Below are 24,259 nucleotides of genomic sequence, written 5' to 3' on the forward strand. Positions count from 1 at the left end.
AACAGGGGCTGTGGAACAAAGCGTCCCGCGCCAGGGAAGGCGCGGGCCGAGCGGGCAGGGATGCTTGAGCGACTTTGTGGAACAGCCCCTGTTGCCCGTGCCTGCTCATCAGTCTGGCGCAAGCTGTTCCAAATCAGGTCAGATCCGCCATCAGCACCTTAGAGCGCCGCTGATAGTTGTACATCTGCTTTTTACTCTCTGGCAGCGACTCAATATCCACCGGCGTAAAGCCGCGTTCCTGAAACCAGTGAATGCTGCGCGTCGTCAGAACAAACAGCTTCTCCAGCCCCATTTGTCGCGCCTGAAGCGCAACGCGCTGCAGCAACATCTCGCCGCGTGAGGAGCTGCGATAGTCAGGATGCACCGCCACGCAGGCCATTTCGCCAATTTTCTCATCCATAAAGGGGTAGAGCGCCGCACAGGCGATGGTCAGATTGTCGCGTATGATAATGGTGAACTTGTCGATCTCCATTTCCAGCTGCTCGCGCGAGCGACGTACCAGAATACCCTGCTGCTCCAGCGGGCGGATCAGCTCCAGAATGCCGCCGATATCGTTAATAGTGGCGCGGCGGATCTGCTCACTCGACTCCATAACGATCTGCGTGCCGATACCGTCGCGTGAAAAGAGTTCCTGCAACAGCGCGCCATCTTCCTGATAGCTGATGAGATGGCTGCGGCGCACGCCGCTCCGGCAGGCTTTCACCGCGCCACGCAGGAAACGCACCGTGCCGGACAGATAGTCGCCGTCGCTCTCCATCTCCTCAATGCGCGCCTGCGCGTCATTCGGGAAGAGTTCGGAGATAATCGCGCCGTCGCGGCTGGTCACGCCCTGCTCGGAGCAGAAACCAATCATCTTTTCCGCCTTCAGCTTGATCGCCAGCTGGGTGGCGACCTCTTCCGACGTCAGGTTAAAGCTTTCGCCGGTAACAGAGACCGCCACCGGACCGAGCAGCACGATTGCATTGTTATCCAGCTGCCGATGGATCGCCTCTTCGTCGATGCGGCGAATACGCCCGCTGTGGCAGTAATCCACGCCGTCATCCACGCCCAGCGGCTGCGCGATAATGAAGTTGCCGCTAACGACATTGATATGCGCGCCCTGCAGCGGCGTATTGTTAAGGCTCATTGAAAGTCGCGCCGTAATATCGAGCTGTAACCGTCCCGCCGCCTGCTTCACCAGCTCCAGCGATTGCGCATCGGTGACGCGGGTGTGCTTGTGGTAAACCGGCTCCAGCTGATGCTGCGCCAGGCTGGCGTCAATCTGCGGACGCGCGCCATACACCACCACCAGACGTATCCCGAGGCTGTGCAGCAAACCGATATCATTGACGATGCTGGAGAAATTTTCGTGCTCGATCGCTTCGCCGCCCAGCATGATGACAAAGGTCTTGTCCCGATGGGCATTGATATAGGGAACGGTGTGGCGAAAACCCTGAACCAGCTCAGTACTACGTTCCTTCACGGCAAACCTCAATGAATGATTATTCGTAATTTCTGTATTTTTATTCTTTCAGGGCCACTTTTGCAAGGATTAAACCTGACGTAAATTTACGTTTTTTCGGGTGCGTCAAACGCTAAGAGACTGCATTATTTAGCTTTTCCAGGATGACTTGGCCAAAGGTATGGGCTAAAGTTTTTACCGCCGTTTATTGAAGTGGCGCTTTTTTAGACAGAACAGAGCAGCTGGGGCGGCATGTCAGAATCAAATCCTCTTATTTCCCGCAGAAGGCTCTTGCAGGGTACAGGCGCATTATTGCTGCTGAGTGTCAGCCGCGCAGGCCTGGCAGCGAAAAATCATATTGTCGCGGTACGTATCTGGCCCTCTTCGACCTATTCGCGCATGACGCTGGAATCCAGCGTGCCGCTTCACTATAAGCAGTTTGCGCTTACGCATCCGGATCGGCTGGTAATCGATATCAAAAATATGCACCTCAACCCGGTGCTGAAAGGCGTCGATAAGCTGGTGCGCGTTAACGATCCCTTTATCAAAAATGCGCGGGTAGGGCAGTTCGACGCCAGTACCGTGCGTATCGTGCTGGAGCTAAAGCGCAACGTCGCGCCGAAAACCTTCACCCTGGCGCCGGTGGCGGGGATCAAACACCGGCTGGTGGTGGATCTCTATCCCAGCCAGGATACCTCGGTCGACGATCCGCTGCTGGCGCTGCTTAAGGATTACAACCAGGGCGATCTGGAACGGAATGAACCGGCGACCGCGCCGCTGCCTGGTAAGGCGGGGCGCGACAGGCCGATGATCATCATGATCGATCCCGGCCACGGCGGCGAAGATCCCGGCGCGCACGGTAAATACAAGACGCGTGAAAAAGATATCGTGCTGAAGATTGGGCGACGGCTAAAAGCACTGATCGAAAAAGAGCCGAATATGAAGGCCTACATGACGCGCAACGAGGATGTGTTTATTCCGTTGCGGGTTCGGGTGGCGAAAGCGCGCAAGCAGCGCGCCGATCTGTTTGTCTCTATCCACGCCGACGCCTTTACCAGCCGCAGCGCGCGTGGCTCTTCGGTATTCGCGCTCTCGACCAAAGGAGCGACCTCGGCGGCAGCGCGTTTCCTGGCGCAGACGCAAAACGAATCGGATCTCATCGGCGGCGTCAGCAAAAGCGGCGATCGCTACCTCGATCACACCATGTTCGATATGGTGCAACGGCAGACTATTCACGACAGCCTGAAGTTCGGCAAAGAGGTGCTACACCGTATGGGCCGCATCAACCATCTGCATAAGCGTACCGTCGATCAGGCTGGCTTCGCGGTACTGAAAGCACCGGATATTCCGTCGATTCTGGTGGAAACCGCCTTTATCAGCAATGTGGAAGAGGAGCGAAAGCTACGCACCAGCCGTTATCAGCAGCAGGTCGCCGAGGCGATTTTTCACGGGATAAAAGCCTATTTTGATAATGGCGGGGCGCTGGCGCGTCGTTAAAGAAGAGGGGATAGCGCAGGCTGTCCCGTTTTTCATAAAGCACAAAAACAAAAAAGCACCCTTTCAGGTGCTTAAATGATTGGTTGCGGGGGCCGGATTTGAACCGACGACCTTCGGGTTATGAGCCCGACGAGCTACCAGGCTGCTCCACCCCGCGTCCGTCTTGCGCTTTGCGTCTTGTCACTTTGGCTCTTCGTTAAAAGAGTTGGTTGCGGGAGCCGGATTTGAACCGACGACCTTCGGGTTATGAGCCCGACGAGCTACCAGGCTGCTCCATCCCGCGTCCGTGGATGCGCACTATACCTCGCGGAGCTGATGATGCAACCCCTTTTTGCCGCGAAGCGCCAAATTGGCTACTGTTTGCTGATTATTTTCTCCATCTGGCTAATTATCGCACAGCCGTGCGCGTGGAAAGAGCACGTGGATTTCAATCTGATGGACGCTTTGCTATCGTCGCGTGGCGACGAACACTAATGAATAAGAGACGGCGATGAATAAAGGACACTGGGCGAAGTATGTACTTACTGGTGCAATGTTTGCGCTGCTGGCGGGTTGTAGCTCGAAACCAACCGATCGCGGGCAGCAATATAAAGACGGCAAGCTGGAACAGCCGCTGGCGCTGGTCAATCAGCCCAACGCCAAAGGCCGACCGGTTAACGGCAGGGACTTCGGCGAGCAGGTACGACAGATACAGTACGCCTCCTCGGCCCTCTATGGACGCCACACCGGCACCTACAGCGCGATTGAGAACTGGCTGATGGCCGGTGCCGATACGCGCCAGCTGCGTCAGTTCGGTCTGAACGCCTTCCAGATGGAGGGGACCGATAACTATGGCAACGTGCAGTTTACCGGCTACTACACGCCGGTTGTGCAGGCGCGCTACACGCGTCAGGGCGAATTCCAGTATCCCATCTACCGTATGCCGCCGCGCAAGCGCGGAGCGAAGCTGCCGAGCCGCGCCTCTATCTATAGCGGCGCGCTGGACGACCGCTATGTTATCGGCTGGAGCAACTCGCTAATCGATAACTTTATTATGGACGTGCAGGGCAGCGGCTACGTGGATTACGGCGACGGCCGTCCGATGACCTTTTTCGGCTATGGCGGCAAAAACGGCTGGGCCTATCACAGCATTGGCAAAGAGCTGATCGATCGCGGCGAAGTTAAGCGCGAAGATATGTCAATGCAGGCTATCCGCGACTGGGCGGCAGCGCACTCCCCGCAAGAGGTGCGCGCGCTGCTGGAGACGAACCCGTCGTTCGTCTTCTTTAAACCGGAACCCTACACGCCGGTACGTGGTGCCAGCGCGGTGCCGCTGGTGGCGAAAGCCTCGGTGGCATCGGACCGCTCGCTGATCCCGGCGGGAACCGCGCTGCTGGCGGAAGTGCCGCAGCTCAATGAAAAGGGCAAGTTCAACGGTAAATATGAGATGCGCCTGATGGTGGCGCTGGACGTTGGCGGCGCAATTAAGGGCCAGCATTTTGATATCTATCAGGGTATCGGTCCTGATGCGGCGCACCTGGCGGGCTTTTACAACCACTACGGACGCGTCTGGGTGCTGAAAGCCGCGCCGGGCGCCGGACAGCCGCTGTTCAGCAACCCGCAAAACGGCGATAATGGCTCGCTGTTACTGGGTTCAAACTGATTTCTCTGCGGGCCGAGCGGCCCGCATGACGTGACAAGGTTGATTATGAGTGTGGTTAACGAGGCCTGGCGTCAGCGTTTTGGCGGCACGGCACGTCTCTATGGGCAGGAAGCGCTGACGCGTTTCGCCGCGGCGCACTTCTGCGTTATTGGCATCGGCGGCGTCGGCTCCTGGGCGGCGGAAGCGCTGGTGCGCACCGGCATCGGCAAAATTACCCTGATTGATATGGATGATGTCTGCATCACCAATACCAATCGTCAGATCCATGCGCTGAACGGCAACGTCGGCAAGGCGAAAACCGAGGTGATGGCCGAGCGCCTGCGCGCCATCAATCCCGACTGCGAAGTCATCTGCATCGACGATTTCATTACGCCGGATAACACGGCGGAGCTGATGGCGGCGGGCTATGACTATGTGATCGATGCGATCGACAGCGTGCGTCCGAAAGCGGCGCTGATCGCCTGGTGCCGCCGTAATAAGATCCCGCTGATCACCACCGGCGGCGCGGGCGGTCAGATCGATCCGACGCAGATTCAGGTCGCCGATCTGGCGAAGACGATTCAGGATCCGCTGGCGGCCAAACTGCGCGAGCGGCTAAAGGCGCTCGGCGTGGTGAAAAACAGCAAAGGCAAGCTGGGTATCGACTGCGTCTTCTCTACCGAAGCGCTGATGTATCCGCAGCCGGACGGCAGCGTCTGCGCCGCGCGCAGCACCGCCGAAGGGCCAAAAAGAATGGATTGCGAAGCGGGCTTTGGCGCCGCCACTATGGTGACCGCCACCTTTGGCTTTGTCGCCGTTTCCCATGCGCTGAAGAAATATCTGGCGCGCGCGGCGCGTCAGGCTGCGTAAGGAATCAGGGCTGCGCCGCGTGCGCGGCCTGATGTACCGCCTCCGCCAGCGCCTTCAGGCCGCTGCTGCGCGAGGCGCTGAGCTGGGCGCGCAGGCCCAGTTCATCAAACAGCTGCAGCGGGTCTTCCGCCAGCAGCGCCTGCGGCGTTTTTCCTTCCACAGCAGTAAGTAGCACCGCAAGCAGACCACGCACGATGCGGCCTTCGCTGTCGCCATAAAAATGCAGCGTGCCGTCGTGGCGCAGCTGGCTGCCGAGCCAGACGCGGTTTTCGCAGCCGGTCAGCTCAATGTCGGCGGTCTTCAGCGCATCCGGCAGGGCGGGCAGCTGGCGGCTGAGCTGAATCAGCTGGCGATAGCGATCTTCCCACTGCTGAAAGTGGGCGAATTTTTCTTTCAGGCCGTCAAGGGTGATCAGATCGCCAAACGGGTGCGGGCCAGCCAGGGTCTGACTCATGCTTCCTCCTCAGACAACAGGTCGAGCGTGGTATAGATAGCGCGGGTCAGCGCATCCACATCCTGCAAATTATTATAGGGCGCGAAAGAGACGCGCAGCGTGCCGCTTACGCCAAGCGCCGCCATCAGCGGCTGTGCGCAGTGCTGGCCTGCGCGCAGCGCAATGCCCTGTTCCGCCAGCAGCGTCACGATATCGCTGTGGTGTACGCCCTCGAAATCAAACGCCAGCACGCTTGAGCGCCCGACACGGTAGCTGCGGAAACCGGGAAACTCGCTGAGCTGCTCTTCAGCCAGGCTGGCGAGCTGCTGGCTCCACATCTCCGCTTTCAGCCGGTCATGCTGCTCGAGCCAGCTGAGCGCGGCGCTTAACCCCACCACGCCCGCGACGTTAGGCGTTCCCGCTTCGAAACGCCAGGGGACCGGCTGCGGCGTAAAGCCGCTGAAATCCACCTGAGTGAGCATCTTGCCGCCGCCTTGCCAGGGCACCATCTCTTCCAGCAGCTCGGCTTTGCCATACAGCACGCCGATGCCGGTTGGGCCGTAGAGCTTGTGGGCGGAGAAGGCGTAGAAATCGATCTCCAGCGCCTGTACGTCAGGCGGGCAGTGCGCCACACCCTGCGCGCCGTCGACCATCACTTTCGCACCGACGCTGTGCGCCAGCGCGATAGCCTGCGCCAGATCCGGGCAGCCGCCCGTTACGTTGGACATCTGGCCTATCGCCAGCAGTCGGGTACGCGCGTTGAGCAGCGACGGCAGCAGCGCCATATCCGGCAGGCGATCCGCGCCGATGGGCCATTTCACCACCTTCGCGCCGCGCGCCTGGGCCGCTATCAGCCAGGGCACCAGATTAGCGTGATGCTCCGCTTCGCTCACCAGGATCTCATCGCCCGCCTTCAGGCGTGGCAGCAGCCAGCTGTTGGCAACCAGGTTGATCGCTTCCGTGGTGCCGCGCGTCCAGACAATCTGGTGGCCATGCGCCGCATTCAACAGGCGCGCCACCTGATGCCGCGCCTGTTCGTAACGCTCGGTCAGCTGTTGCGCCGCGCCATACTGGCTGCGATGCACGGTGCCGGCGCTCAGGCTGTAAAACTGTTGCGTGGTATCAATCACCACCTGAGGCTTGAGCGTAGTCGCGGCGCTGTCGAGATAAACACCTGCATCGTTCAGCGCCGGAAATTGCTGGCGGAATGCGGTTGGATTGAATGCGGTCATGCTTTGTCTCGTCTTATAAATAAACAGGACCAGAGCAAAAGCCTGGCTCTCTCCTGGCAAAGCTGTAAAAGCGCGTTATGCTGATTAATGCAAGGTTTAAACCAAAACCCGTACAATGAGCAACCTTCTTTAGTCGATTTGACTAGGGTCAGCTGGCCGGGTGGTTTGATGCAATCAATCTACAAGGAGATAGAAAATGAAAAAACTTTCAGCAGTGCTGGCTGTCTGCGTTATGGCTTTTACTCTGGCCGCGTGTTCAAGCAATTATGTCATGCATACCAATGATGGTCGCACCATTGTCTCAGCAGGTAAGCCTTCAGTAGACAACGATACCGGTATGATCAGCTATAAAGACGCTAACGGCAACAAGCAGCAGATTAACCGTTCAGATGTCAAAGAGATGGTTGAGATGAAGTAAGCGCTCCGGCGCCTGCTTCAGGCAAAAAAAAGCACCGCAATTTGCGGTGCTATTCAAAATCACTATGGACAGACAGGGTAAATCTACAGGAATTAAAAGCTTGATCTGCAATCGTCAGATCAAAATGCAAACACAACATCACGACCACAAGCCAAAAGTTTTCCGGAAGTCTGCGAACTCACTCACAAATCCTGAAATCTTTTCGTTCCGGCTCAGGAAGTGCGGCAACTATAGGTATTTGCTGGAGCTTCCTCAACGGACAATTTATAATGCCTCGGATTACTAAAACTAATATGTGAATGCTTGTTATAAGCGCACGTATTTTGCCCCTGATCCGAGCACGGAAAACCATGTCGAAACGCCTTCCTCCTCTTAATGCACTCCGCGTGTTTGACGCTGCGGCGCGCCATCTCAGCTTTACAAAAGCCGCCGAAGAGCTGTTCGTTACTCAGGCCGCAGTAAGCCATCAGATAAAATCGCTGGAAGATTTTCTCGGGCTTAAGCTGTTTCGCCGCAGGAATCGATCGCTGTTACTGACGGAGGAGGGCCAGAGCTACTATCTCGATATCAAAGAGATTTTCACCGCCCTTAATGATGCGACGCGCAAACTGCAGGCGCGCAGCGCGAAGGGTGCCCTGACCGTCAGCCTGCTGCCCAGCTTCGCCATTCAGTGGCTGGTACCGCGCCTCTCCAGCTTTAATATGGCTTATCCGGGCATTGACGTGCGTATCCAGGCGGTGGATCGCGATGAAGAGAAGCTGGCCGACGATGTTGACGTGGCGATCTTCTACGGTCGCGGCAACTGGCCGGGACTGCGCGTAGAAAAACTTTACGCCGAATATCTGCTGCCGGTCTGTTCACCCACGTTGATGACCGGCGATAATCCGTTGAAAACGCCGATGGATCTGTCGCGTTTTACCCTGCTGCACGACGCCTCGCGGCGCGACTGGCAATCCTATATCCGCCAGCTTGGCTTGCAGCACATTAATGTCCAGCAGGGACCGATTTTCAGCCACAGCGCCATGGTATTGCAGGCCGCGATTCACGGCCAGGGCGTGGCGCTGGCGAATAATGTGATGGCGCAGAGCGAGATCGAAGCCGGCCGGCTAATCTGCCCGTTCAACGACGTACTGGTCAGTAAAAATGCTTTTTATCTGGTTTGTCATGACAGCCAGGCAGAACTGGGTAAAATAGCCGCCTTTCGGCAGTGGATCATCGCGAAAGCCGCCAGCGAACAAGAAAAATTCCGCTTTCGCTACGACCACTAACTTATTGATTTCTGTACAGTGAGGTACAGATGCACCTTGAGGATAGTCAGATGTCCAGTCGTGCCATGTTTATTTTTGCCGCCATCAGCGGGTTTTTGCTGGTGGCCTTTGGCGCTTTTGGTGCCCACGTATTAAGCCGTTCGCTCGGCCCGGCCGAAATGGCCTGGATCCATACCGGGCTGGAGTATCAGGCGTATCACACGCTGGCGGTAATCGGCCTGGGTGCAGCGATGCTGCGCCGCGCCAATCTCTGGTTTTACTGGAGCAGCGCCTTTCTTGCCCTTGGCATCGTGCTGTTTAGCGGCAGCCTTTACTCTCTGGCGCTGTCGCATCTCAAGTTTTGGGTTTTTGTTACGCCGGTCGGCGGGTTTTGCTTCCTGATCGGCTGGTTCCTGATGTTGATTGGCGCGCTGCGTCTTAAACGAAAGGCAGATCGCCATGAATAAAGTTTTACTCTATTGCCGTCCCGGTTTTGAAAAAGAGTGCGCGGCGGAAATCGCCGCCAGAGCCGCCGAGCGTGAAATCTATGGTTTCCCGCGGGTTAAAGAGAACAGCGGCTACGTACTGTTCGAATGTTATCAGCACGAAGAGGCCGATCGCCTGGTGCGCGATCTTCCTTTCGATACGCTGATTTTTGCCCGCCAGATGCTGGTGGTCGGCGAGCTGCTGAAAGATCTGCCGCCGGACGATCGCATTGCGCCGATTGTCGGCATGTTGACCGGCGTGGTCGAGAAGGGCGGCGAGCTGCGCGTCGAGGTGCCGGACACCAACGAAGCGAAAGAGCTGACGAAGTTTTGCCGCAAGTTCACCGTGCCGCTGCGCGCCAGCCTGCGCGAAGCGGGGATCCTGCTCAATTACGAAAGCCCGAAGCGCCCGGTGGTGCATGTCTTCTTTATTGCGCCTGGCGCCTGCTACGTCGGCTACTCGTTTGTCGGCAACAACTCGCCGTTCTATATGGGCATTCCGCGCCTGAAGTTCCCGGCCGATGCGCCGAGCCGCTCCACGCTGAAGCTGGAAGAGGCGTTCCACGTTTTTATCCCCGCCGACGAGTGGGATGAACGCCTGGCGGGCGGTATGCACGCGGTCGATCTCGGTGCCTGTCCCGGCGGCTGGACCTATCAGCTGGTGAAGCGCAGCATGTGGGTGTACGCAGTTGATAACGGCCCGATGGCGCCGAGCCTGATGGATACCGGACAGGTGACGCACTGCCGCGAAGACGGCTTTAAGTTTCGCCCGACGCGTAATAACAACGACTGGCTGGTGTGCGACATGGTAGAGAAGCCGGTGCGCGTCGCCAACCTGATGACCGAATGGCTGGTCAACGGCTGGTGCCGCGAGGCGATCTTCAACCTCAAGCTGCCGATGAAAAAGCGCTACGAAGAGGTGACGCAGAACCTGGCGATGATCGACGAGGCGCTGAAGGCGCAGGGCATTAACGCCCAGATTCGCGCCCGCCAGCTCTACCACGACCGCGAAGAGGTCACGGTTCATATTCGCCGCATCTGGGGCGCGATCCCTGGCCGCCGCGACGAACGTTAAGCGTCAGGCCGGGCGCTGCGCCGCCTGGCCTTCATAACGCAGCGTTTTCAGATTGCCCTGCAACACCAGATCCTGCTTCAGCACCGCAACCTGTCGGCTGATTAAGGCCGACTCGCGGCCAGCCGCCAGCTTCGCGCGCCATTTCTCCGGTACGTTATCAAGCTGCGCATAGATATCATCCAGCGACCCAAATGTCTGCAACAGTGTTTTTGCGCTTTTCGGGCCGATGCCCGCTACGCCGGGAATTTTGCTGCTGCTGATGCCGCACAGTCCCCAGTAATCGGGCAGCCGCTGCGGCGCAACGCCGAACTCGTTTTCAATAAAGGGCAGATCCAGCCAGCGCTTCTGAAAGTAGTCGCGGATGCGAATCTGCGGCGCGAGCAGCTGGCAATAGCCTTTATCAGTGGAGACGATGGTGGCCTGATGGCCCGCCTGCGCCATTTTTACCGCCAGCGTGGCCGCCAGATCGTCCGCTTCGTCCGCCCCGGCGATCCAGCAACTGACGCCTGCGCGGCGGAACGCCTCCTGCAGCGCGGGCAGTTCAGCCTGCAGATCTTCCGGCATCGGCGGTCGACCGCTTTTATAGTCCGGCAACAGCTGATGACGCCAGCCCTGATGGCGCTGTTCGCTGTCGAAGACCGCTACGACGTGAGTCGGCTGCGTATGCCCCAGAAGCTGGCGCAGCGCCGCGAGGCAACCCTCGACGCAGGGCGATCCCTGTACTGCGTGCAGACGACGTATCAGGTTGAGCGCGTCTACGATAAGAAGGTGAAATGACATAAGCTAAACGGCAGCCCGTATGAGCTGCCTTCCTTGCGTTTTATTTAATGATCTCATAGCAGGGGATATAGGCGGTGCCCGGCAGCTTCATACGGTGCTGGGCGACAAATCCCTGCAGCAGCTCATCCATGCGGCGCATAATGTCCGGCTCGCCATGCAGTTTATACGGCCCTTTTTCCCGGATCTCGCGTATGCCGATCTCTTTTACGTTTCCGGCGACGATGCCGGAGAAGGCGCGTCGCAGGTCAGCCGCCAGCTGCTCCGCGGGCTGGTTGGTATAGAGATTGAGATTGGCCATATTTTCATGCGTCGGCAGAAATGGCTTTTGCAGATCGGGTGAGATGCGGATTGACCAGTTGAAGCTGTAGGCGTCACCGGTTTCCCGACGATACTCTTTCACCTGCGGCATCGCTTTTTTCATCAGACGCGCCACTTCGGCGGCATCATCAATGACGATCTTGTAGTGTTTGCGCGCCGCTTCGCCCAGCGTATTGACGATAAAGTCGTCGAGCACGTGGAAGTAGTCGGCGCTCTCCTGCGGTCCGGTGAGGATAAGCGGCAGCACCTGCTCGTGGTTCTGCGGGTTCATCATAATTCCCAGCAGATAGAGCAGCTCCTCCGCTGTGCCCACGCCGCCCGGGAAGATAATGATGCCGTGCGCGATGCGCACAAAGGCTTCCAGGCGTTTTTCGATATCCGGCATGATGATGAGTTCATTCACCAGCGGGTTAGGCGGCTCAGCGGCGATAATTGACGGCTCGGTCAGCCCGATAAAGCGGCTGTCGCGGTAGCGCTGCTGCGCATGGCCTACCGCTGCGCCTTTCATCGGCGCTTCCATTACGCCTGGCCCGCAGCCGGTGCAGATATTCAGCTCGCGCAGGCCCAACTGGGTGCCGACGTTGCGGCAGTATTGATACTCCACCGCGTTGATCGAGTGGCCGCCCCAGCAGACAACGGTATTGGGATACTCACCGACGTGCAGCGCGCGCGCGTTGCGCAGTATAGAGAAAACCTGGTTAGTGATATGCGCCGAATCTTCCGGCGCCGCCTCCTGCATCCCGGCAATCGACAGCTGGCCGTTAACGAAAAGAATGTCGCGCAGTACGGCAAACAGGTTGGCCTGCAGCGAGCGGATAATGCGACCGTCGACAAACGCCTCTTCTGGCGGATTGATCAGTTCCAGCTTTACACCGCGTTCGCGACGCAGCACGTTAATATCGAAGTTTTTAAAGCGGGAAAGCAGTTCGTGGCTGCTGTCGGTCTGACTGCCTGAATTCAGCACGGCGAGCGAGCAGTTACGAAACAGCTGGTAAAGATCGCTGCTCGCCGTGCGCTTGAGCATGTCCACTTCCAGCTGAGACAGTAGATCCATCGAGCCAAGAGGGCTGATATGCGTAATCAAATGAACTCCGTTACACCCGCCTGGGTGACTAATGACACCGCTGTTGCGGTGGCGAAAATTCCTGGCCGACGATCCTCCGATCGCCGCCTTCACCAGAGTGCCTTGTCGACCGTGAATGCTCAAGGGGAACGCAACGCCTGACGCGCAGGCTGCGAGAGGACTCGCAAAGCTACTGCCGCGCCAGACGAGAATATCCCGGCGTGAAGGGCACGTTGCTGCGCCAGGGGTTAATATCCAGACCGCCGCGGCGCGTGTAGCGTGCATAGACCGTAAGTTGCTGCGGCTGACAGAAACGCAGCACGTCGTTGAAGATGCGCTCCACGCACTGCTCGTGAAACTCATTGTGCTGGCGGAAAGAGATAAGGTAGCGCAGCAGCGCTTCGCGGTCGATGCGCGGGCCTTTGTAACGGATCATCACCGAACCCCAGTCGGGCTGGTTGGTGATCAAGCAGTTGGATTTCAGCAGATGGCTGACCAGCGTCTCTTCCACCACTTCGCTGCCCGCCGCATCGGCGAGGTAGTCGGCGTTGAAGCTGTAGTCCGCGATCTCAATATCCTGCTCATCAATGCAGTAACCGCTAAACTGACCGATGGGCTGTCCCTCTACTTCGCTCAGGCGAAACAGGGCAACGCTGACGTCGCCCTGCGCGCAGGCGCTGAGATCGCGCTCCAGCGTCTGGCGGACTTCGCCCCAGTCGGCGAAGCGCGTCTGGTTAAAGCTGTTAAGGTAGAGCTTAAAGCTCTTCGACTCGATAAGATGTTCGCTGGTGGCGTTCAGCACCACTTCGCCCAGCGCGACCTGCGGCACCCCCTTGCTGTTGAGCCAGGAGAGTTCGTAAAGCGTCCAGATATCTGCGCCCGTAAAGGGCAGCGAATCAGGCATCAGCCCCAGCGGCGTGCGGTTCAGGCTGCGCGGCACCGCCTGCAGCAGGCTGGGATCGTATTGATCGTGATAGGCTGTGGGTTTGCCCAGGGTCAGGTTGCTCAGCGCCTGATCCTTTTCATATAAAGACATAGCGGTTACCCGTCATTCCAAACAAAGTGGATAAGTGTAACCCATCAGACGTGAGAAAAAGAGTCATGCAACAGACTGTGGATGCCCTGCGCGAATTTACCGCCCGCTATTGCGATGCCTGGCAGCAGCGCACCGGCCACGCGCCAGCCAGCCAGGCGCTTTATGGCGTGCCGTCCCCCTGTATTATCGCGACCCAGGCTGACGAAGTATGGTGGCAACCGCAGCCCTTTACCTTGCCCGCCACGCTGGAAGCGGTAGAGCGTGCGCTGGATATAACCCTTCAGCAGGATATCGCCGCCTTTTATACCGCGCAGTTTGCTGGAGACATGGCGGCGCGCTGCGGGCAGCGGGAACTTTCGCTGTTACAGGTCTGGAGCGAGGAAGATTTTTTGCGCCTGCAGGAGAATCTGATAGGGCATTTGATCATGAAGCGCCGCCTGAAACAGACGCCGACGCTGTTTATCGCCGCGACTGAATCGGAGCAGGAGATCATTTCGCTCTGCAATCTGTCTGGCGAAGTGATTCTCGAACAGCCTGACACGAAAAAACGAGAGGTTTTATCGGAAAATATCCAGAATTTTCTTAAATCTTTACAGGTGGTTATCCCCTGATTTGCAGACAATCGCTAATGGTTTTGTGAGATATCTCTTACATGCCTTGTGAGAGATTGGCATTTCTATTGGGGGACATCCAGAAGTCTGCAATGTAAAGATATTGTGAATCATTAACTTAATGGCGTTACTCCTAAAACTGGTCTATAAACAAATACAGTAACGCTGTTTAGTACCTTGTTTATTCAGCGGCCTCTGCCAGAATAGTCAGCAGTTGGCAGGAAGCCAGAGGATTGAAGATAGCGTCAGGATACGTCATGCCAGGAGGCGGGACCGTAACGGAGCTTACGTCACACGGAAGGCTTCAGGATGAAGCAGGATACTCAGGAGAGAGTCAGGGACACCTCCAGGAAGGAGAACGAGAGCCGCATATGATGCGCGGCGGGCCTGGAAGCCAAAGGAATTATCAGGATGATAAGCGCAGGATGGCGCACAGGAAAAGTTGTCAAGGAAGAGCAGGGAGCATCAGCGTGGCGGGAAAGCTGCAAACGAACCGGGAGCACTGTTTTAACAGTGCTCCCTTTTTTTGCGCGCGCGTCTGGCGGTGGTATGCTTGCCGCCCCCATTTATTGCTCGCTGGAGGTGGCGCATGACCCTTTTACTGTTACAACGGCTGGAGCAGCTCGAAACCCTGATGCGCGATCATCATCACTGGCAGGAGACGCCCCCGTCCGCCAGCGCGCTCGCCAGCAACCAGCCTTTCTGTCTTGATACGCTGGAGCCGCTCGAGTGGCTCCAGTGGGTACTGATCCCGCGTATGCGGGCGCTTATCGCCGCGCAGCAGCCGCTGCCGCAAAACTTCGCCATCGCGCCCTATTTTGAAATCGCGCTGACCTCTGCTACGCCAGGCCACGCGCCAATCCTGCACAGCCTGACGCAGCTCGACGCGCTGTTTATGGACGATCCCGCCTGATGCTGGAAATTATTTATCAGGATCAATGGCTGGTGGCGGTTAACAAGCCTGCCGGCTGGCTGGTGCATCGCAGCTGGCTGGATCGCAAAGAAAAAGTTGTGGTGATGCAGACCGTGCGCGATCAGATTGGCCAGCACGTCTTTACCGCGCATCGTCTCGACCGCCCAACTTCCGGCGTGCTGCTGATGGGCCTCTCCAGCGAGGTGGGGCGTTTGCTGGCGCAGCAGTTCGAGCAGCATCAGATGAAGAAAACCTATCACGCCGTCACGCGCGGCTGGCTGCAGGAGAGCGGCACGCTCGACTATCCGCTGGTGGAAGAGCTGGACAAGATCGCCGATAAGTTTGCGACGGAAACGCGTACGGCGCAGCCGGCGGTGACCGATTATCAGGCGCTGGCCTGGGCAGAGATGCCGGTACCGATTGGCCGCTATACGAGCGCGCGCTACAGCCTGATGCAGCTCTCTCCACGCACTGGCCGCAAGCATCAGCTGCGTCGTCATATGGCGCATCTGCGCCATCCGATCATTGGCGACACCACCCACGGCGATCTGCGGCAAAACCGCGGCGCGGCACAGCATTTCGGCGCCAGTCGCCTGATGCTGCACGCCAGCAGCCTGGCGCTGACGCACCCGATAACCGGCGAGCCGCTGGTGATCCGCGCCGGGCTGGATGCGGTCTGGCGGCAGATGGCCCGGCAATTTGGCTGGCAGGAGGCGCTCGCCGCCGCAGGGCTTGAGTTTGCCGACGCGACAGGCGAGGATAGCACCTCAGTTTAAGGAGCAGGCACATGGCGAAGATTGGCATTTTTGTAGGCACAGTATATGGCAACGCGCTGCTGGTAGCGGAAGAGGCGCAGCCGATTTTACAGGCCCAGGGGCACGACGTTGCGGTGTATGACGATCCGACGTTAGCGCAGTGGCAAAATTACAGCAGCGAAGTGGCGCTGGTGATCACCTCGACAACCGGGCAGGGCAATTTTCCGGACAATATCGCCGCTCTTTATCAGGATATGAAAGATAAGCTGGGCTATCAGCCGGAGCTGCGTTACGGCGTTATCGCGCTGGGCGACAGCAGCTACGATCACTTCTGCGGCGCAGGCAAAACCTTCGACGCGCTCCTGCAGGAGCAAAGCGCGAAGCGTATCGGCGAGGTGCTGCTGGTGGATGCGACCGAAGACCCCGAGCCGGAGTCGGTCACCTCTCCCTGGGTTGAGGCCTGGGGAAAACAGCTCTGAGTTAATGGCGCCCTGTGTCGGAATCGATGCAGGGCGCGCGCTTATCAGGTTACCGGCGCCGGATTGAATACCGCCAGCTGGTTACGAATGCCCCAGCGATCCGACCAGGTTTGCTGGCGACCGCTGGCGATCTCCAGAATCAGCCGGAAGAGTCGCCAGCCGACCTGCTCAATCGTCTCTTCGCCCGTGGCGATAGTACCCGCATTAATATCCATCAGATCGTGCCAGCGATCGGCCAGCGCGTTACGCGTCGCCATCTTGATAACCGGAATCGCCGCCAGACCGTAAGGCGTGCCGCGTCCGGTGGTAAACACCTGCAGCGTAATGCCTGACGCCATCTGCTGCGTGCCGCAGACAAAATCGCTGGCGGGCGTGGCGGCGTAGATCAGCCCGCGCCGCGTCGGGCGCTGACCCGGCGACAGCACTTCGACAATCGCGCTGCGGCCCGATTTGGCGATGGAGCCGAGCGCTTTTTCCACCACGTTAGCCAGTCCGCCTTTTTTATTGCCGGGTGAGGGATTGGCGCTACGGTCGGTTTTGCCCTGATCGAGATAGTCGTCATACCATGCCATCTCCTCCAGCAGCCGCCTGCCTACCTCTTCATTAATCACGCGCGGCGTCAGCAGGTGAATCGCATCGCGCACTTCGGTCACTTCGGAGAACATCACCGTCGCGCCGCAGCGCACCAGCAGATCGGAGGCGAAGCCTACGGCGGGGTTGGCAGTCACGCCGGAAAAGGCGTCGCTGCCGCCGCACTGCATGCCGACGATCAGCTCTGAGGCGGGGCAGGTTTCGCGCTGGCGCTGATTAAGGCGTTCAAGGTGCCTTTTCGCCACGCTGAGGATCTCTTCCACCATTGCACCGAAGCCGATATGGCGTTCATCCTGTAAGCGCACGATATCGCTCTCATCCAGCGAGATCGCCTGTACGTCATCGGTGCCGGTCAGCAGCCGCTCGGGCTGCAGTTTTTCGCAGCCGAGGCTGACCACCATGATTTCGCCGCCGAAGTTGGCGTTCAGCGCCAGGTTATGAATGGTGCGAATCGGTACCACCGCCGCCGGCGCGTTAATCGCCACGCCGCAGCCGTAAAGGTGGTTCAGCGCCACCACGCCATCGACGTTGGGGTAGTTCGGCAGCAGTTCGCGCTCAATAATCTGCACCACATAGTCCACCACGCCCGCTACGCAGTGCACGCTGGTGGTAATGCCGAGCAGGTTGCGCGTGCCGACGCTGCCGTCTGCGTTGCGATAGCCTTCGAAGGTGTAGCCTTCCAGCGGCGGCAGATCGGGGGGAACATTAGTCGCGAGCGGCAGGGTGGCGAGCGGCGGCGCTTCGGGTAGCGCCACCAGCGACTCGTCAATCCAGCTGCCCGGCGCAATATCGCGCAGGGCATAGCCGATCACTTCGCCATAGCGAAGGATAGGCGCGCCCTGCGGAATCGGCGCGAGCGCCACTTTATGCCCTTGCGGGACATGCTCCGTCAACGTCAGCCCGTCGGGAAATCGGGTGCCAGCCGGCAACCCCTGGTTATTGACCACGATCGCGACATTGTCATCCTCATGGACTTTGATACGGAGCGGTGGCTCATTTAGCATTCGGTTCATCACTCACCTTCCAGTCATGCGCGAGTTTATTAATAACCTGTCTGCGCGGATGAGATAGCCCGCGTTCAGGCTTTATCACTGGCCTGGCGCGCCGTACATGGCGGCGCGCTATCGTTCTTCATTACGCACATCGGATTTGCCAGCTTCAGTATATGAAGCAGCCTTCTCTGCCGCATTGTGCAACTGACCGGCATTTCAGCGCATTTCCACCTCTTTTTGGTTCGCTTTCCCAAACGCAAGTGAAGAGTCTCACAAAGGTGCCTGCCTCCGCTTAAAAAATAGCCATTTCTCGCTGAAAAAAACGCTTTCCGTGAAGCGCGCCGCAGTCGATTGGGCAACTGCCAGACAATGCGTGCTAAACGGCCTTAATTGTCAGGCGTTCTTCCAGTGTCACCGCCTTTTACCATTCCTATACTGGCTTTCGTTATACGACGTTAGGTTATTCGTCACGACGCACTATCGGTTTGCCCCTATAAAAAATCGCCGTGTTTAACCCGACTTCTCTCTGATACCCAACGCGATGTGTATGCAGTCAGAGCGAATGTAGCGAACGCTATATTTCAGGAGTGCATCATGAATAGTTACAGCCAGACGGCGGAAGCGGTGCAGAAGCGCACCAATGCCCGCTACTGGATCGTGGTGATGTTGTTTATCGTCACCTCGTTCAACTACGGCGACCGCGCCACCATTTCGATCGCCGGTTCCGCCATGTCAAAAGATATCGGTCTGGACTCTGTCGGACTGGGCTACATCTTCTCAGCATTCTCATGGGCTTATGTTATTGGCCAAATCCCTGGCGGCTGGTTGCTGGACCGCTTCGGCTCAAAACGCGTCTATTTCTGGAGCATCTTTACCTGGTCGCTCTTTACCCTGCTGCAAGGCTTCGTCGATATCTTCAGCGGCTTCGGCATTATCGTTTCGCTGTTCCTGCTGCGTTTTATGGTCGGCCTGGCCGAAGCACCTTCTTTCCCTGGCAACAGCCGTATCGTCGCGGCCTGGTTCCCGGCGCAGGAGCGCGGCACCGCAGTAGCAATTTTCAACTCCGCGCAGTATTTCGCCACGGTCATCTTTGCGCCGATTATGGGCTGGCTGGTCGCTAAGGTGGGCTGGTCGCATGTGTTCTGGTTTATGGGCGGCCTCGGCATCATTCTCAGCTTTATCTGGCTGAAAGTGATCCATGATCCCAATGACCATCCTGGTGTGAATAAAGCCGAGCTGGAGTATATGGAGCAGGGCGGCGCGCTGATCAATATGGATGCGAAAAAGAGCGAGCATAAGGTCAGCTGGGCTGAGAAGTGGTATCAGATCAAACAGCTGCTCACCTCACGCATGATGGTGGGCATCTATCTCGGGCAGTACTGCATCAATGCGCTGACCTACTTTTTTATCACCTGGTTCCCGGTCTATCTGGTGCAGGCGCGCGGTATGTCGATTCTGAAAGCCGGGATGATCGCCTCGATTCCAGCGGTGTGCGGCTTCCTTGGCGGCGTGCTCGGCGGCGTTATCTCCGATTATCTGATGCGTAAAACCGGCTCGCTCAACATTGCGCGCAAAACCCCTATCGTGCTCGGCATGCTGCTCTCTATCAGCATGGTGATGTGTAACTACAGCGATACGGAGTGGGTGGTGGTGTTCTTTATGGCGCTCGCCTTCTTCGGCAAAGGCATCGGCGCGCTGGGCTGGGCGGTCATGGCGGATACCGCGCCGAAAGAGATCAGCGGCCTGAGCGGCGGCCTGTTCAATATGTTCGGCAACTTATCCGGCATCGTGACGCCTATCGCTATCGGCTACATCATCGCCACCAGCGGCTCGTTTGAAGGCGCGCTGGTTTATGTGGGCATCCATGCGTTTATCGCCGCGTTCAGCTTCCTGGTGATTGCGGGCGATATCAAACGTATCGAACTGAAACACCGGACATAAGGAGAGAATATGTCTACGCAAAGCTCACCGGTTATCACCAGAATGCAGGTGATCCCGGTCGCCGGATACGACAGCATGCTGCTGAATATCGGCGGCGCGCATAACGCCTGCTTTACCCGCAATATTGTGGTGCTGACCGACAGCGCGGGCCACACCGGCGTTGGCGAAGCGCCGGGTGGCGACACCATTTATCAGACGCTGGTAGAGGCGATCCCGCAGGTAGAGGGCCAGCAGGTGGCGCGTATGAACCGGCTGGTGCAGCAGGTGCACAAAGGCAACCAGTCGGCCGACTTCGACACTTTCGGCAAGGGCGCCTGGACCTTTGAGCTGCGCGTCAACGCCGTTGCGGCGCTGGAGGCGGCGCTGCTCGATCTGCTCGGCCAGTGCCTCGGCGTGCCGGTAGCGGAACTGCTCGGTCCCGGCCAGCAGCGCGATGAGGTTACGGTGCTGGGCTATCTCTTCTATATCGGCGACCGGCGCAAAACCGATCTGCCGTACCTGAGCGGCGAAAACGGCGACTGCGACTGGTATCGCCTGCGCCATCAGGAGGCGCTGACGCCCGAAGCGGTGGTGCGTCTGGCCGAGGCGGCGCAGGAGAAATATGGCTTTAAGGATTTCAAACTCAAAGGCGGCGTGCTGCCGGGCGAACAGGAAATCGAGTCCGCCGCGGCGCTGAAGCGGCGCTTTCCGGACGCGCGCATTACGGTCGATCCTAACGGCGCATGGGGGCTGGACGAGGCGATTCGCCTCTGCAAAGGCATGGGTGACGTGCTGACCTATGCGGAAGATCCGTGCGGCGCGGAGCAGGGCTATTCGGGCCGCGAAGTGATGGCGGAGTTCCGCCGCGCCACCGGGCTGCCGGTCGCCACCAATATGATCGCCACCAACTGGCGCGAGATGAACCATGCGGTAATGCTGAACGCGGTCGATATCCCGCTGGCCGATCCCCACTTCTGGACGCTGAGCGGCGCGGTGCGTGTGGCGCAGCTTTGCGACGAGTGGGGACTCACCTGGGGCTGTCACTCGAATAACCACTTCGATATCTCGCTGGCGATGTTTACCCACGTTGGCGCGGCCGCGCCGGGTAACCCGACCGCTCTCGATACGCACTGGATCTGGCAGGAGGGCGACCAGCGCCTGACGAAGCAGCCGCTGCAGATCCGCAACGGCAAAATCGCCGTGCCCGATGCCCCCGGCCTCGGGATTGAGCTGGACTGGGATCGGCTGCGCCAGGCCAACGACCTGTATAAATCACTGCCAGCGGGTGCGCGTAACGACGCCACCGCCATGCAGTATCTGATTCCCGGTTGGACGTTCGACCGCAAGCGCCCGGCATTTGGCCGCGCCACAGTGTAAGGAGCAGGAGATGAGTTCGACACCGAAAGTCACAGCGATGCAGGTTATTCCGGTAGCCGGTTACGACAGCATGTTGCTCAACCTGAGCGGCGCGCACGCGCCTTTTTTCACCCGTAATATCGTAATTATCAAGGATAACGCGGGTCACACCGGCGTAGGCGAAATCCCCGGCGGCGAGAAAATCCGCCAGACGCTGGAGGATGCGGCGTCGCTGGTGATCGGCAAAACGGTCGGCGAGTACAAGAACGTACTCAGCCTGGTGCGCAGCACTTTCGCCGACCGCGATTCAGCGGGACGCGGTAGCCAGACCTTTGACCTGCGCACCACCATCCATGTGGTCACCGGCATCGAGGCGGCGCTGCTTGACCTGCTGGGGCAGCACCTGCAGGTCAACGTCGCGACGCTGCTGGGCGACGGCCAGCAGCGCGACCGCGTCGAGATGCTCGGCTATCTGTTCTACGTTGGCGATCGTAAAAAGACGGCGCTGCCCTATCAGAGCCAGGAAGATGAAGCCTGCGACTGGTATCGGCTGCGCCACGAAGAGGCACTGACGCCGGAAGCGATCGTGCGTCTGGCCGAAGCGGCCTATGACAAATATGGCTTTAACGACTTCAAACTTAAGGGCGGCGTGCTGCGCGGCGGCGAAGAGGCGGAGGCGGTAACGGCGCTGGCGAAGCGCTTCCCGGAGGCGCGCATTACGCTCGATCCCAACGGCGCCTGGTCGCTCAACGAGGCGATCCTGCTCGGCAAACAGCTGAAAGGCGTGCTGGCCTATGCGGAAGATCCGTGCGGCTCGGAGCAGGGGTATTCCGGCCGCGAAGTGATGGCGGAGTTCCGCCGCGCCACCGGCATGCCGACCGCTACTAATATGATCGCCACCGACTGGCGGCAGATGGGCCACACGCTGTCGCTGCAGTCGGTCGATATTCCGCTGGCCGATCCGCACTTCTGGACCATGCAGGGCTCAGTGCGCGTGGCGCAGATGTGTCATGACTTCGGCCTGACCTGGGGCTCGCACTCCAATAACCATTTCGACGTCTCGCTGGCGATGTTCACGCACGTCGCCGCCGCCGCGCCAGGCGCCATTACCGCCATCGATACCCACTGGATCTGGCAGGAGGGCAACCAGCGCCTGACCAAAGAGCCACTGCAGATCAAAGGCGGCATGGTGCAGGTGCCGCAGAAACCGGGGCTGGGGGTCGAACTGGATATGGATCAGGTCATGCAGGCTAACGCGCTTTATCAAAAACACGGGCTTGGCGCGCGCGACGATGCGCAGGCGATGCAGTTCCTTGTGCCGAACTGGACCTTCGACAATAAACGTCCATGTCTGGTGCGCTAACTTTTCTGCTCCCTGCGGGGAGCGGTTGTCACGGGAGAAGAGATGATGAGTAACAGAGCCTGGCCGAACACCTTTCGCCGTCGCCTGCAGGCAGGAGAGACCCTGATCGGCAGCTGGTGCGCGCTGGCGAACCCTATTACCACCGAAGTGCTTGGCCTGGCCGGTTTCGACTGGCTGGTGCTGGACGGCGAACATGCGCCCAACGACATTACCACCTTTGTGCCGCAGCTGATGGCGCTCAAGGGCAGCGTCAGCGCGCCGGTGGTGCGCCCGCCCTGCAACGAGCCGGTAATCATCAAGCGCCTGCTGGATATCGGCTTCTATAACTTTCTGATCCCGTTTGTGGAAACCGAAGAAGAGGCGCTGCGCGCCGTGGCGTCGACCCGCTATCCGCCCGCCGGCATTCGCGGCGTATCGGTATCGCATCGCAGCAACATGTACGGCACGCTGCCGGACTACAACGCCACGGTGAACGAGAACATCACGCTGCTGGTGCAGATTGAAACTCAGCAGGCGGTCGACAATATCGACGCCATCGCGGCGGTAGAAGGCGTCGACGGCATCTTTGTTGGACCAGGCGATCTCTCCGCCGCGCTCGGCTATCTCGGCCAGCCTGCGCATCCCGAAGTGCTGAAGGTCATCAGGCATGTGTTTGAACGCGCCAAAGCGGCGGGCAAGCCGAGCGGCATCCTGGCGCCGGTGGAAGCGGACGCGCGCCGCTATCTGGAATGGGGCGCCAGCTTTGTTGCCGTAGGCAGCGATTTAGGGGTCTTTCGCAACGCCACTCAGGCGCTGTGCGACAAATTTAAGCAGTAACTGACGAAGAGGAAAGGCAATGAAAATTGGATTTATCGGCCTCGGCATCATGGGCAAACCGATGAGTAAAAACCTGGTGAAAGCCGGTTATTCCCTGGTGGTGCGCGATCACAACGCCAGCAACGAAGCGGAATTAACCGAACTGGGTGCCACCGTGGCGAAATCGCCGAAAGAGGTGGCCGAGCAGGTTGACGTGGTGATCACCATGGTGCCGAACTCGCCGCAGGTGAAAGAGGTATGCCTGGGTGAAAACGGCATTATCGACGGCGCTAAGCCGGGCCTGATTGTCATCGATATGAGCTCTATCGCGCCGCTCGCCAGCCGCGAAGTGCATGACGCGCTGGCGAAGAAGGGCATCAAAATGCTCGATGCGCCGGTCAGTGGCGGCGAGCCGAAAGCGATCGAAGGCACGCTTTCCGTGATGGTGGGCGGCGATAAAGCGGTCTTCGACAGCTGCTACGACATCATGAAGGCGATGGCGGGCTCGGTGGTGCACACCGGCGATATCGGTGCAGGCAACGTCACCAAACTGGCGAATCAGGTTATCGTGGCGCTCAATATCGCGGCGATGTCAGAAGCGCTCTCGCTGGCGACCAAAGCCGGCGTTAATCCTGAGCTGGTCTATCAGGCGATCCGCGGCGGTCTGGCGGGCAGCACCGTACTCGACGCCAAGGCGCCGATGGTGCTGGATCGCAACTTCAAGCCGGGTTTCCGCATCGACCTGCATATCAAGGATCTGGCGAACGCGCTGGATACCTCACACGGCATCGGCGCACATCTTCCGCTCACCGCCGCGGTAATGGAGATGATGCAGGCGCTGCGCAATGACGGGCAGGGTAACGCCGACCACAGCGCGCTTGCCTGCTATTATGAAAAATTAGCGAAAGTTGAGATTACCCGTTAACGCGTTGCGGCGGCCCGGCGCGGCCGCCGCAACGCGCCATCAC

The 24,259-nt window shown here is 58.8% G+C and carries 24 protein-coding genes and 2 tRNA genes; 17 read left to right on the forward strand and 9 right to left on the reverse strand.

Going from position 1 to position 24,259, the window contains the following annotated elements; genetic code table 11:
• Window positions 1–133: 133 nt before the first annotated feature.
• A complete protein-coding gene (gene argA / locus EKL29_RS06960) occupies window positions 134–1,462 on the reverse strand; it encodes an amino-acid N-acetyltransferase (RefSeq protein ID WP_120451166.1) in 1,329 nt (442 codons plus the stop codon).
• A 231-nt stretch (window positions 1,463–1,693) separates the two neighbouring features.
• On the opposite strand from argA, the gene amiC reads away from it, so the two are divergent.
• Window positions 1,694–2,938 (forward strand): N-acetylmuramoyl-L-alanine amidase AmiC, encoded by a 1,245-nt coding sequence (gene amiC, locus EKL29_RS06965; RefSeq protein ID WP_126689208.1) that lies wholly within the window; start codon window positions 1,694–1,696, stop codon window positions 2,936–2,938.
• A gap of 80 nt (window positions 2,939–3,018) precedes the next feature.
• On the opposite strand, the gene EKL29_RS06970 is transcribed toward amiC, so the two are convergent.
• Window positions 3,019–3,095, reverse strand: a tRNA-Met gene (locus EKL29_RS06970).
• Window positions 3,096–3,144: 49 nt separating this feature from the next.
• Window positions 3,145–3,221 (reverse strand) — tRNA-Met (locus EKL29_RS06975).
• A 32-nt stretch (window positions 3,222–3,253) separates the two neighbouring features.
• Here EKL29_RS06975 and EKL29_RS23080 point away from each other — a divergent pair.
• The 3 genes from EKL29_RS23080 to tcdA are packed head-to-tail and all read left to right on the forward strand — an operon-like array spanning window position 3,254 to window position 5,429.
• Entirely contained in the window at window positions 3,254–3,412 is a 159-nt protein-coding gene (locus EKL29_RS23080) for a hypothetical protein (RefSeq protein WP_158618921.1), read from the forward strand.
• A 16-nt stretch (window positions 3,413–3,428) separates the two neighbouring features.
• Entirely contained in the window at window positions 3,429–4,580 is a 1,152-nt protein-coding gene (mltA, locus tag EKL29_RS06980) for a murein transglycosylase A (RefSeq protein ID WP_120451169.1), read from the forward strand.
• Window positions 4,581–4,625: 45 nt separating this feature from the next.
• Window positions 4,626–5,429, forward strand: coding sequence for a tRNA cyclic N6-threonylcarbamoyladenosine(37) synthase TcdA (tcdA, locus tag EKL29_RS06985; protein ID WP_120451170.1), 804 nt, complete (start codon window positions 4,626–4,628; stop codon window positions 5,427–5,429).
• A gap of 4 nt (window positions 5,430–5,433) precedes the next feature.
• On the opposite strand, the gene csdE is transcribed toward tcdA, so the two are convergent.
• A complete protein-coding gene (csdE, locus tag EKL29_RS06990) occupies window positions 5,434–5,883 on the reverse strand; it encodes a cysteine desulfurase sulfur acceptor subunit CsdE (protein ID WP_120451171.1) in 450 nt (149 codons plus the stop codon).
• Window positions 5,880–7,094, reverse strand: a complete 1,215-nt coding sequence (gene csdA, locus EKL29_RS06995) for a cysteine desulfurase CsdA (RefSeq protein WP_126689209.1) — start codon at window positions 7,092–7,094, stop codon at window positions 5,880–5,882. Before csdA ends, csdE begins: the two co-directional genes overlap by 4 nt.
• A 196-nt stretch (window positions 7,095–7,290) precedes the next feature.
• On the opposite strand from csdA, the gene EKL29_RS07000 reads away from it, so the two are divergent.
• The 4 genes from EKL29_RS07000 to rlmM all read left to right on the forward strand — a co-directional run bounded on the left by EKL29_RS07000 (window position 7,291) and on the right by rlmM (window position 10,319).
• The gene (locus tag EKL29_RS07000; RefSeq protein ID WP_120451173.1) at window positions 7,291–7,512 is read left to right on the forward strand and encodes a YgdI/YgdR family lipoprotein; all 222 of its coding nucleotides are present in this window, start codon (window positions 7,291–7,293) and stop codon (window positions 7,510–7,512) included.
• A 350-nt stretch (window positions 7,513–7,862) separates the two neighbouring features.
• Complete coding sequence (locus EKL29_RS07005; protein WP_120451174.1) at window positions 7,863–8,780, forward strand: transcriptional regulator GcvA; 918 nt, start codon at window positions 7,863–7,865, stop codon at window positions 8,778–8,780.
• 50 nt (window positions 8,781–8,830) lie between these two features.
• Window positions 8,831–9,226, forward strand: a complete 396-nt coding sequence (locus EKL29_RS07010) for a DUF423 domain-containing protein (protein WP_120451175.1) — start codon at window positions 8,831–8,833, stop codon at window positions 9,224–9,226.
• A complete protein-coding gene (gene rlmM / locus EKL29_RS07015; protein ID WP_120451176.1) occupies window positions 9,219–10,319 on the forward strand; it encodes a 23S rRNA (cytidine(2498)-2'-O)-methyltransferase RlmM in 1,101 nt (366 codons plus the stop codon). The genes EKL29_RS07010 and rlmM overlap by 8 nt, the downstream gene beginning before the upstream one ends.
• A gap of 3 nt (window positions 10,320–10,322) precedes the next feature.
• On the opposite strand, the gene xni is transcribed toward rlmM, so the two are convergent.
• The 3 genes from xni to queF form a co-directional block, all read right to left on the reverse strand.
• Window positions 10,323–11,099 (reverse strand): flap endonuclease Xni, encoded by a 777-nt coding sequence (gene xni, locus EKL29_RS07020; protein ID WP_126689210.1) that lies wholly within the window; start codon window positions 11,097–11,099, stop codon window positions 10,323–10,325.
• A gap of 40 nt (window positions 11,100–11,139) precedes the next feature.
• Complete coding sequence (ppnN, locus tag EKL29_RS07025; RefSeq protein WP_126689211.1) at window positions 11,140–12,501, reverse strand: nucleotide 5'-monophosphate nucleosidase PpnN; 1,362 nt, start codon at window positions 12,499–12,501, stop codon at window positions 11,140–11,142.
• 169 nt (window positions 12,502–12,670) lie between these two features.
• The gene (gene queF, locus EKL29_RS07030; protein WP_120451179.1) at window positions 12,671–13,516 is read right to left on the reverse strand and encodes an NADPH-dependent 7-cyano-7-deazaguanine reductase QueF; all 846 of its coding nucleotides are present in this window, start codon (window positions 13,514–13,516) and stop codon (window positions 12,671–12,673) included.
• 65 nt (window positions 13,517–13,581) lie between these two features.
• Between queF and syd the strand changes: the two genes are divergently transcribed.
• From syd to EKL29_RS07050, 4 genes are all read left to right on the forward strand, one after another.
• Entirely contained in the window at window positions 13,582–14,127 is a 546-nt protein-coding gene (gene syd, locus EKL29_RS07035; protein WP_126689212.1) for a SecY-interacting protein, read from the forward strand.
• A 589-nt stretch (window positions 14,128–14,716) separates the two neighbouring features.
• On the forward strand, window positions 14,717–15,040 hold the full coding sequence (locus EKL29_RS07040) for a YqcC family protein (RefSeq protein ID WP_120451181.1): 324 nt from the start codon (window positions 14,717–14,719) through the stop codon (window positions 15,038–15,040).
• Window positions 15,040–15,816 (forward strand): tRNA pseudouridine(65) synthase TruC, encoded by a 777-nt coding sequence (gene truC / locus EKL29_RS07045; protein ID WP_126689213.1) that lies wholly within the window; start codon window positions 15,040–15,042, stop codon window positions 15,814–15,816. Before EKL29_RS07040 ends, truC begins: the two co-directional genes overlap by 1 nt.
• A gap of 11 nt (window positions 15,817–15,827) precedes the next feature.
• Window positions 15,828–16,274 carry a flavodoxin gene (locus EKL29_RS07050; protein WP_126689214.1) on the forward strand — a complete coding sequence of 149 codons (447 nt, stop codon included), beginning with the start codon at window positions 15,828–15,830 and terminating at the stop codon, window positions 16,272–16,274.
• A gap of 44 nt (window positions 16,275–16,318) precedes the next feature.
• On the opposite strand, the gene garD is transcribed toward EKL29_RS07050, so the two are convergent.
• The gene (garD, locus tag EKL29_RS07055; RefSeq protein ID WP_126689215.1) at window positions 16,319–17,878 is read right to left on the reverse strand and encodes a galactarate dehydratase; all 1,560 of its coding nucleotides are present in this window, start codon (window positions 17,876–17,878) and stop codon (window positions 16,319–16,321) included.
• Window positions 17,879–18,451: 573 nt separating this feature from the next.
• Here garD and EKL29_RS07060 point away from each other — a divergent pair.
• The 5 genes from EKL29_RS07060 to garR are packed head-to-tail and all read left to right on the forward strand — an operon-like array spanning window position 18,452 to window position 24,216.
• Entirely contained in the window at window positions 18,452–19,798 is a 1,347-nt protein-coding gene (locus EKL29_RS07060; protein WP_120451185.1) for an MFS transporter, read from the forward strand.
• Between the two features lie 9 nt (window positions 19,799–19,807).
• Window positions 19,808–21,154, forward strand: a complete 1,347-nt coding sequence (locus EKL29_RS07065) for an enolase C-terminal domain-like protein (RefSeq protein WP_120451186.1) — start codon at window positions 19,808–19,810, stop codon at window positions 21,152–21,154.
• A 10-nt stretch (window positions 21,155–21,164) separates the two neighbouring features.
• A complete protein-coding gene (gene gudD / locus EKL29_RS07070; RefSeq protein ID WP_120451187.1) occupies window positions 21,165–22,496 on the forward strand; it encodes a glucarate dehydratase in 1,332 nt (443 codons plus the stop codon).
• Between the two features lie 45 nt (window positions 22,497–22,541).
• Window positions 22,542–23,312: a 2-dehydro-3-deoxyglucarate aldolase gene (gene garL, locus EKL29_RS07075; protein WP_120452818.1), complete on the forward strand. Its 771-nt coding sequence runs from the start codon at window positions 22,542–22,544 to the stop codon at window positions 23,310–23,312.
• A 19-nt stretch (window positions 23,313–23,331) separates the two neighbouring features.
• Window positions 23,332–24,216 (forward strand): 2-hydroxy-3-oxopropionate reductase, encoded by an 885-nt coding sequence (garR, locus tag EKL29_RS07080; protein WP_120451188.1) that lies wholly within the window; start codon window positions 23,332–23,334, stop codon window positions 24,214–24,216.
• Window positions 24,217–24,259 lie beyond the last annotated feature (43 nt).

Source organism: Pantoea sp. YU22, assembly GCF_003970755.1.
Lineage (GTDB): Bacteria > Pseudomonadota > Gammaproteobacteria > Enterobacterales > Enterobacteriaceae > Pantoea > Pantoea piersonii.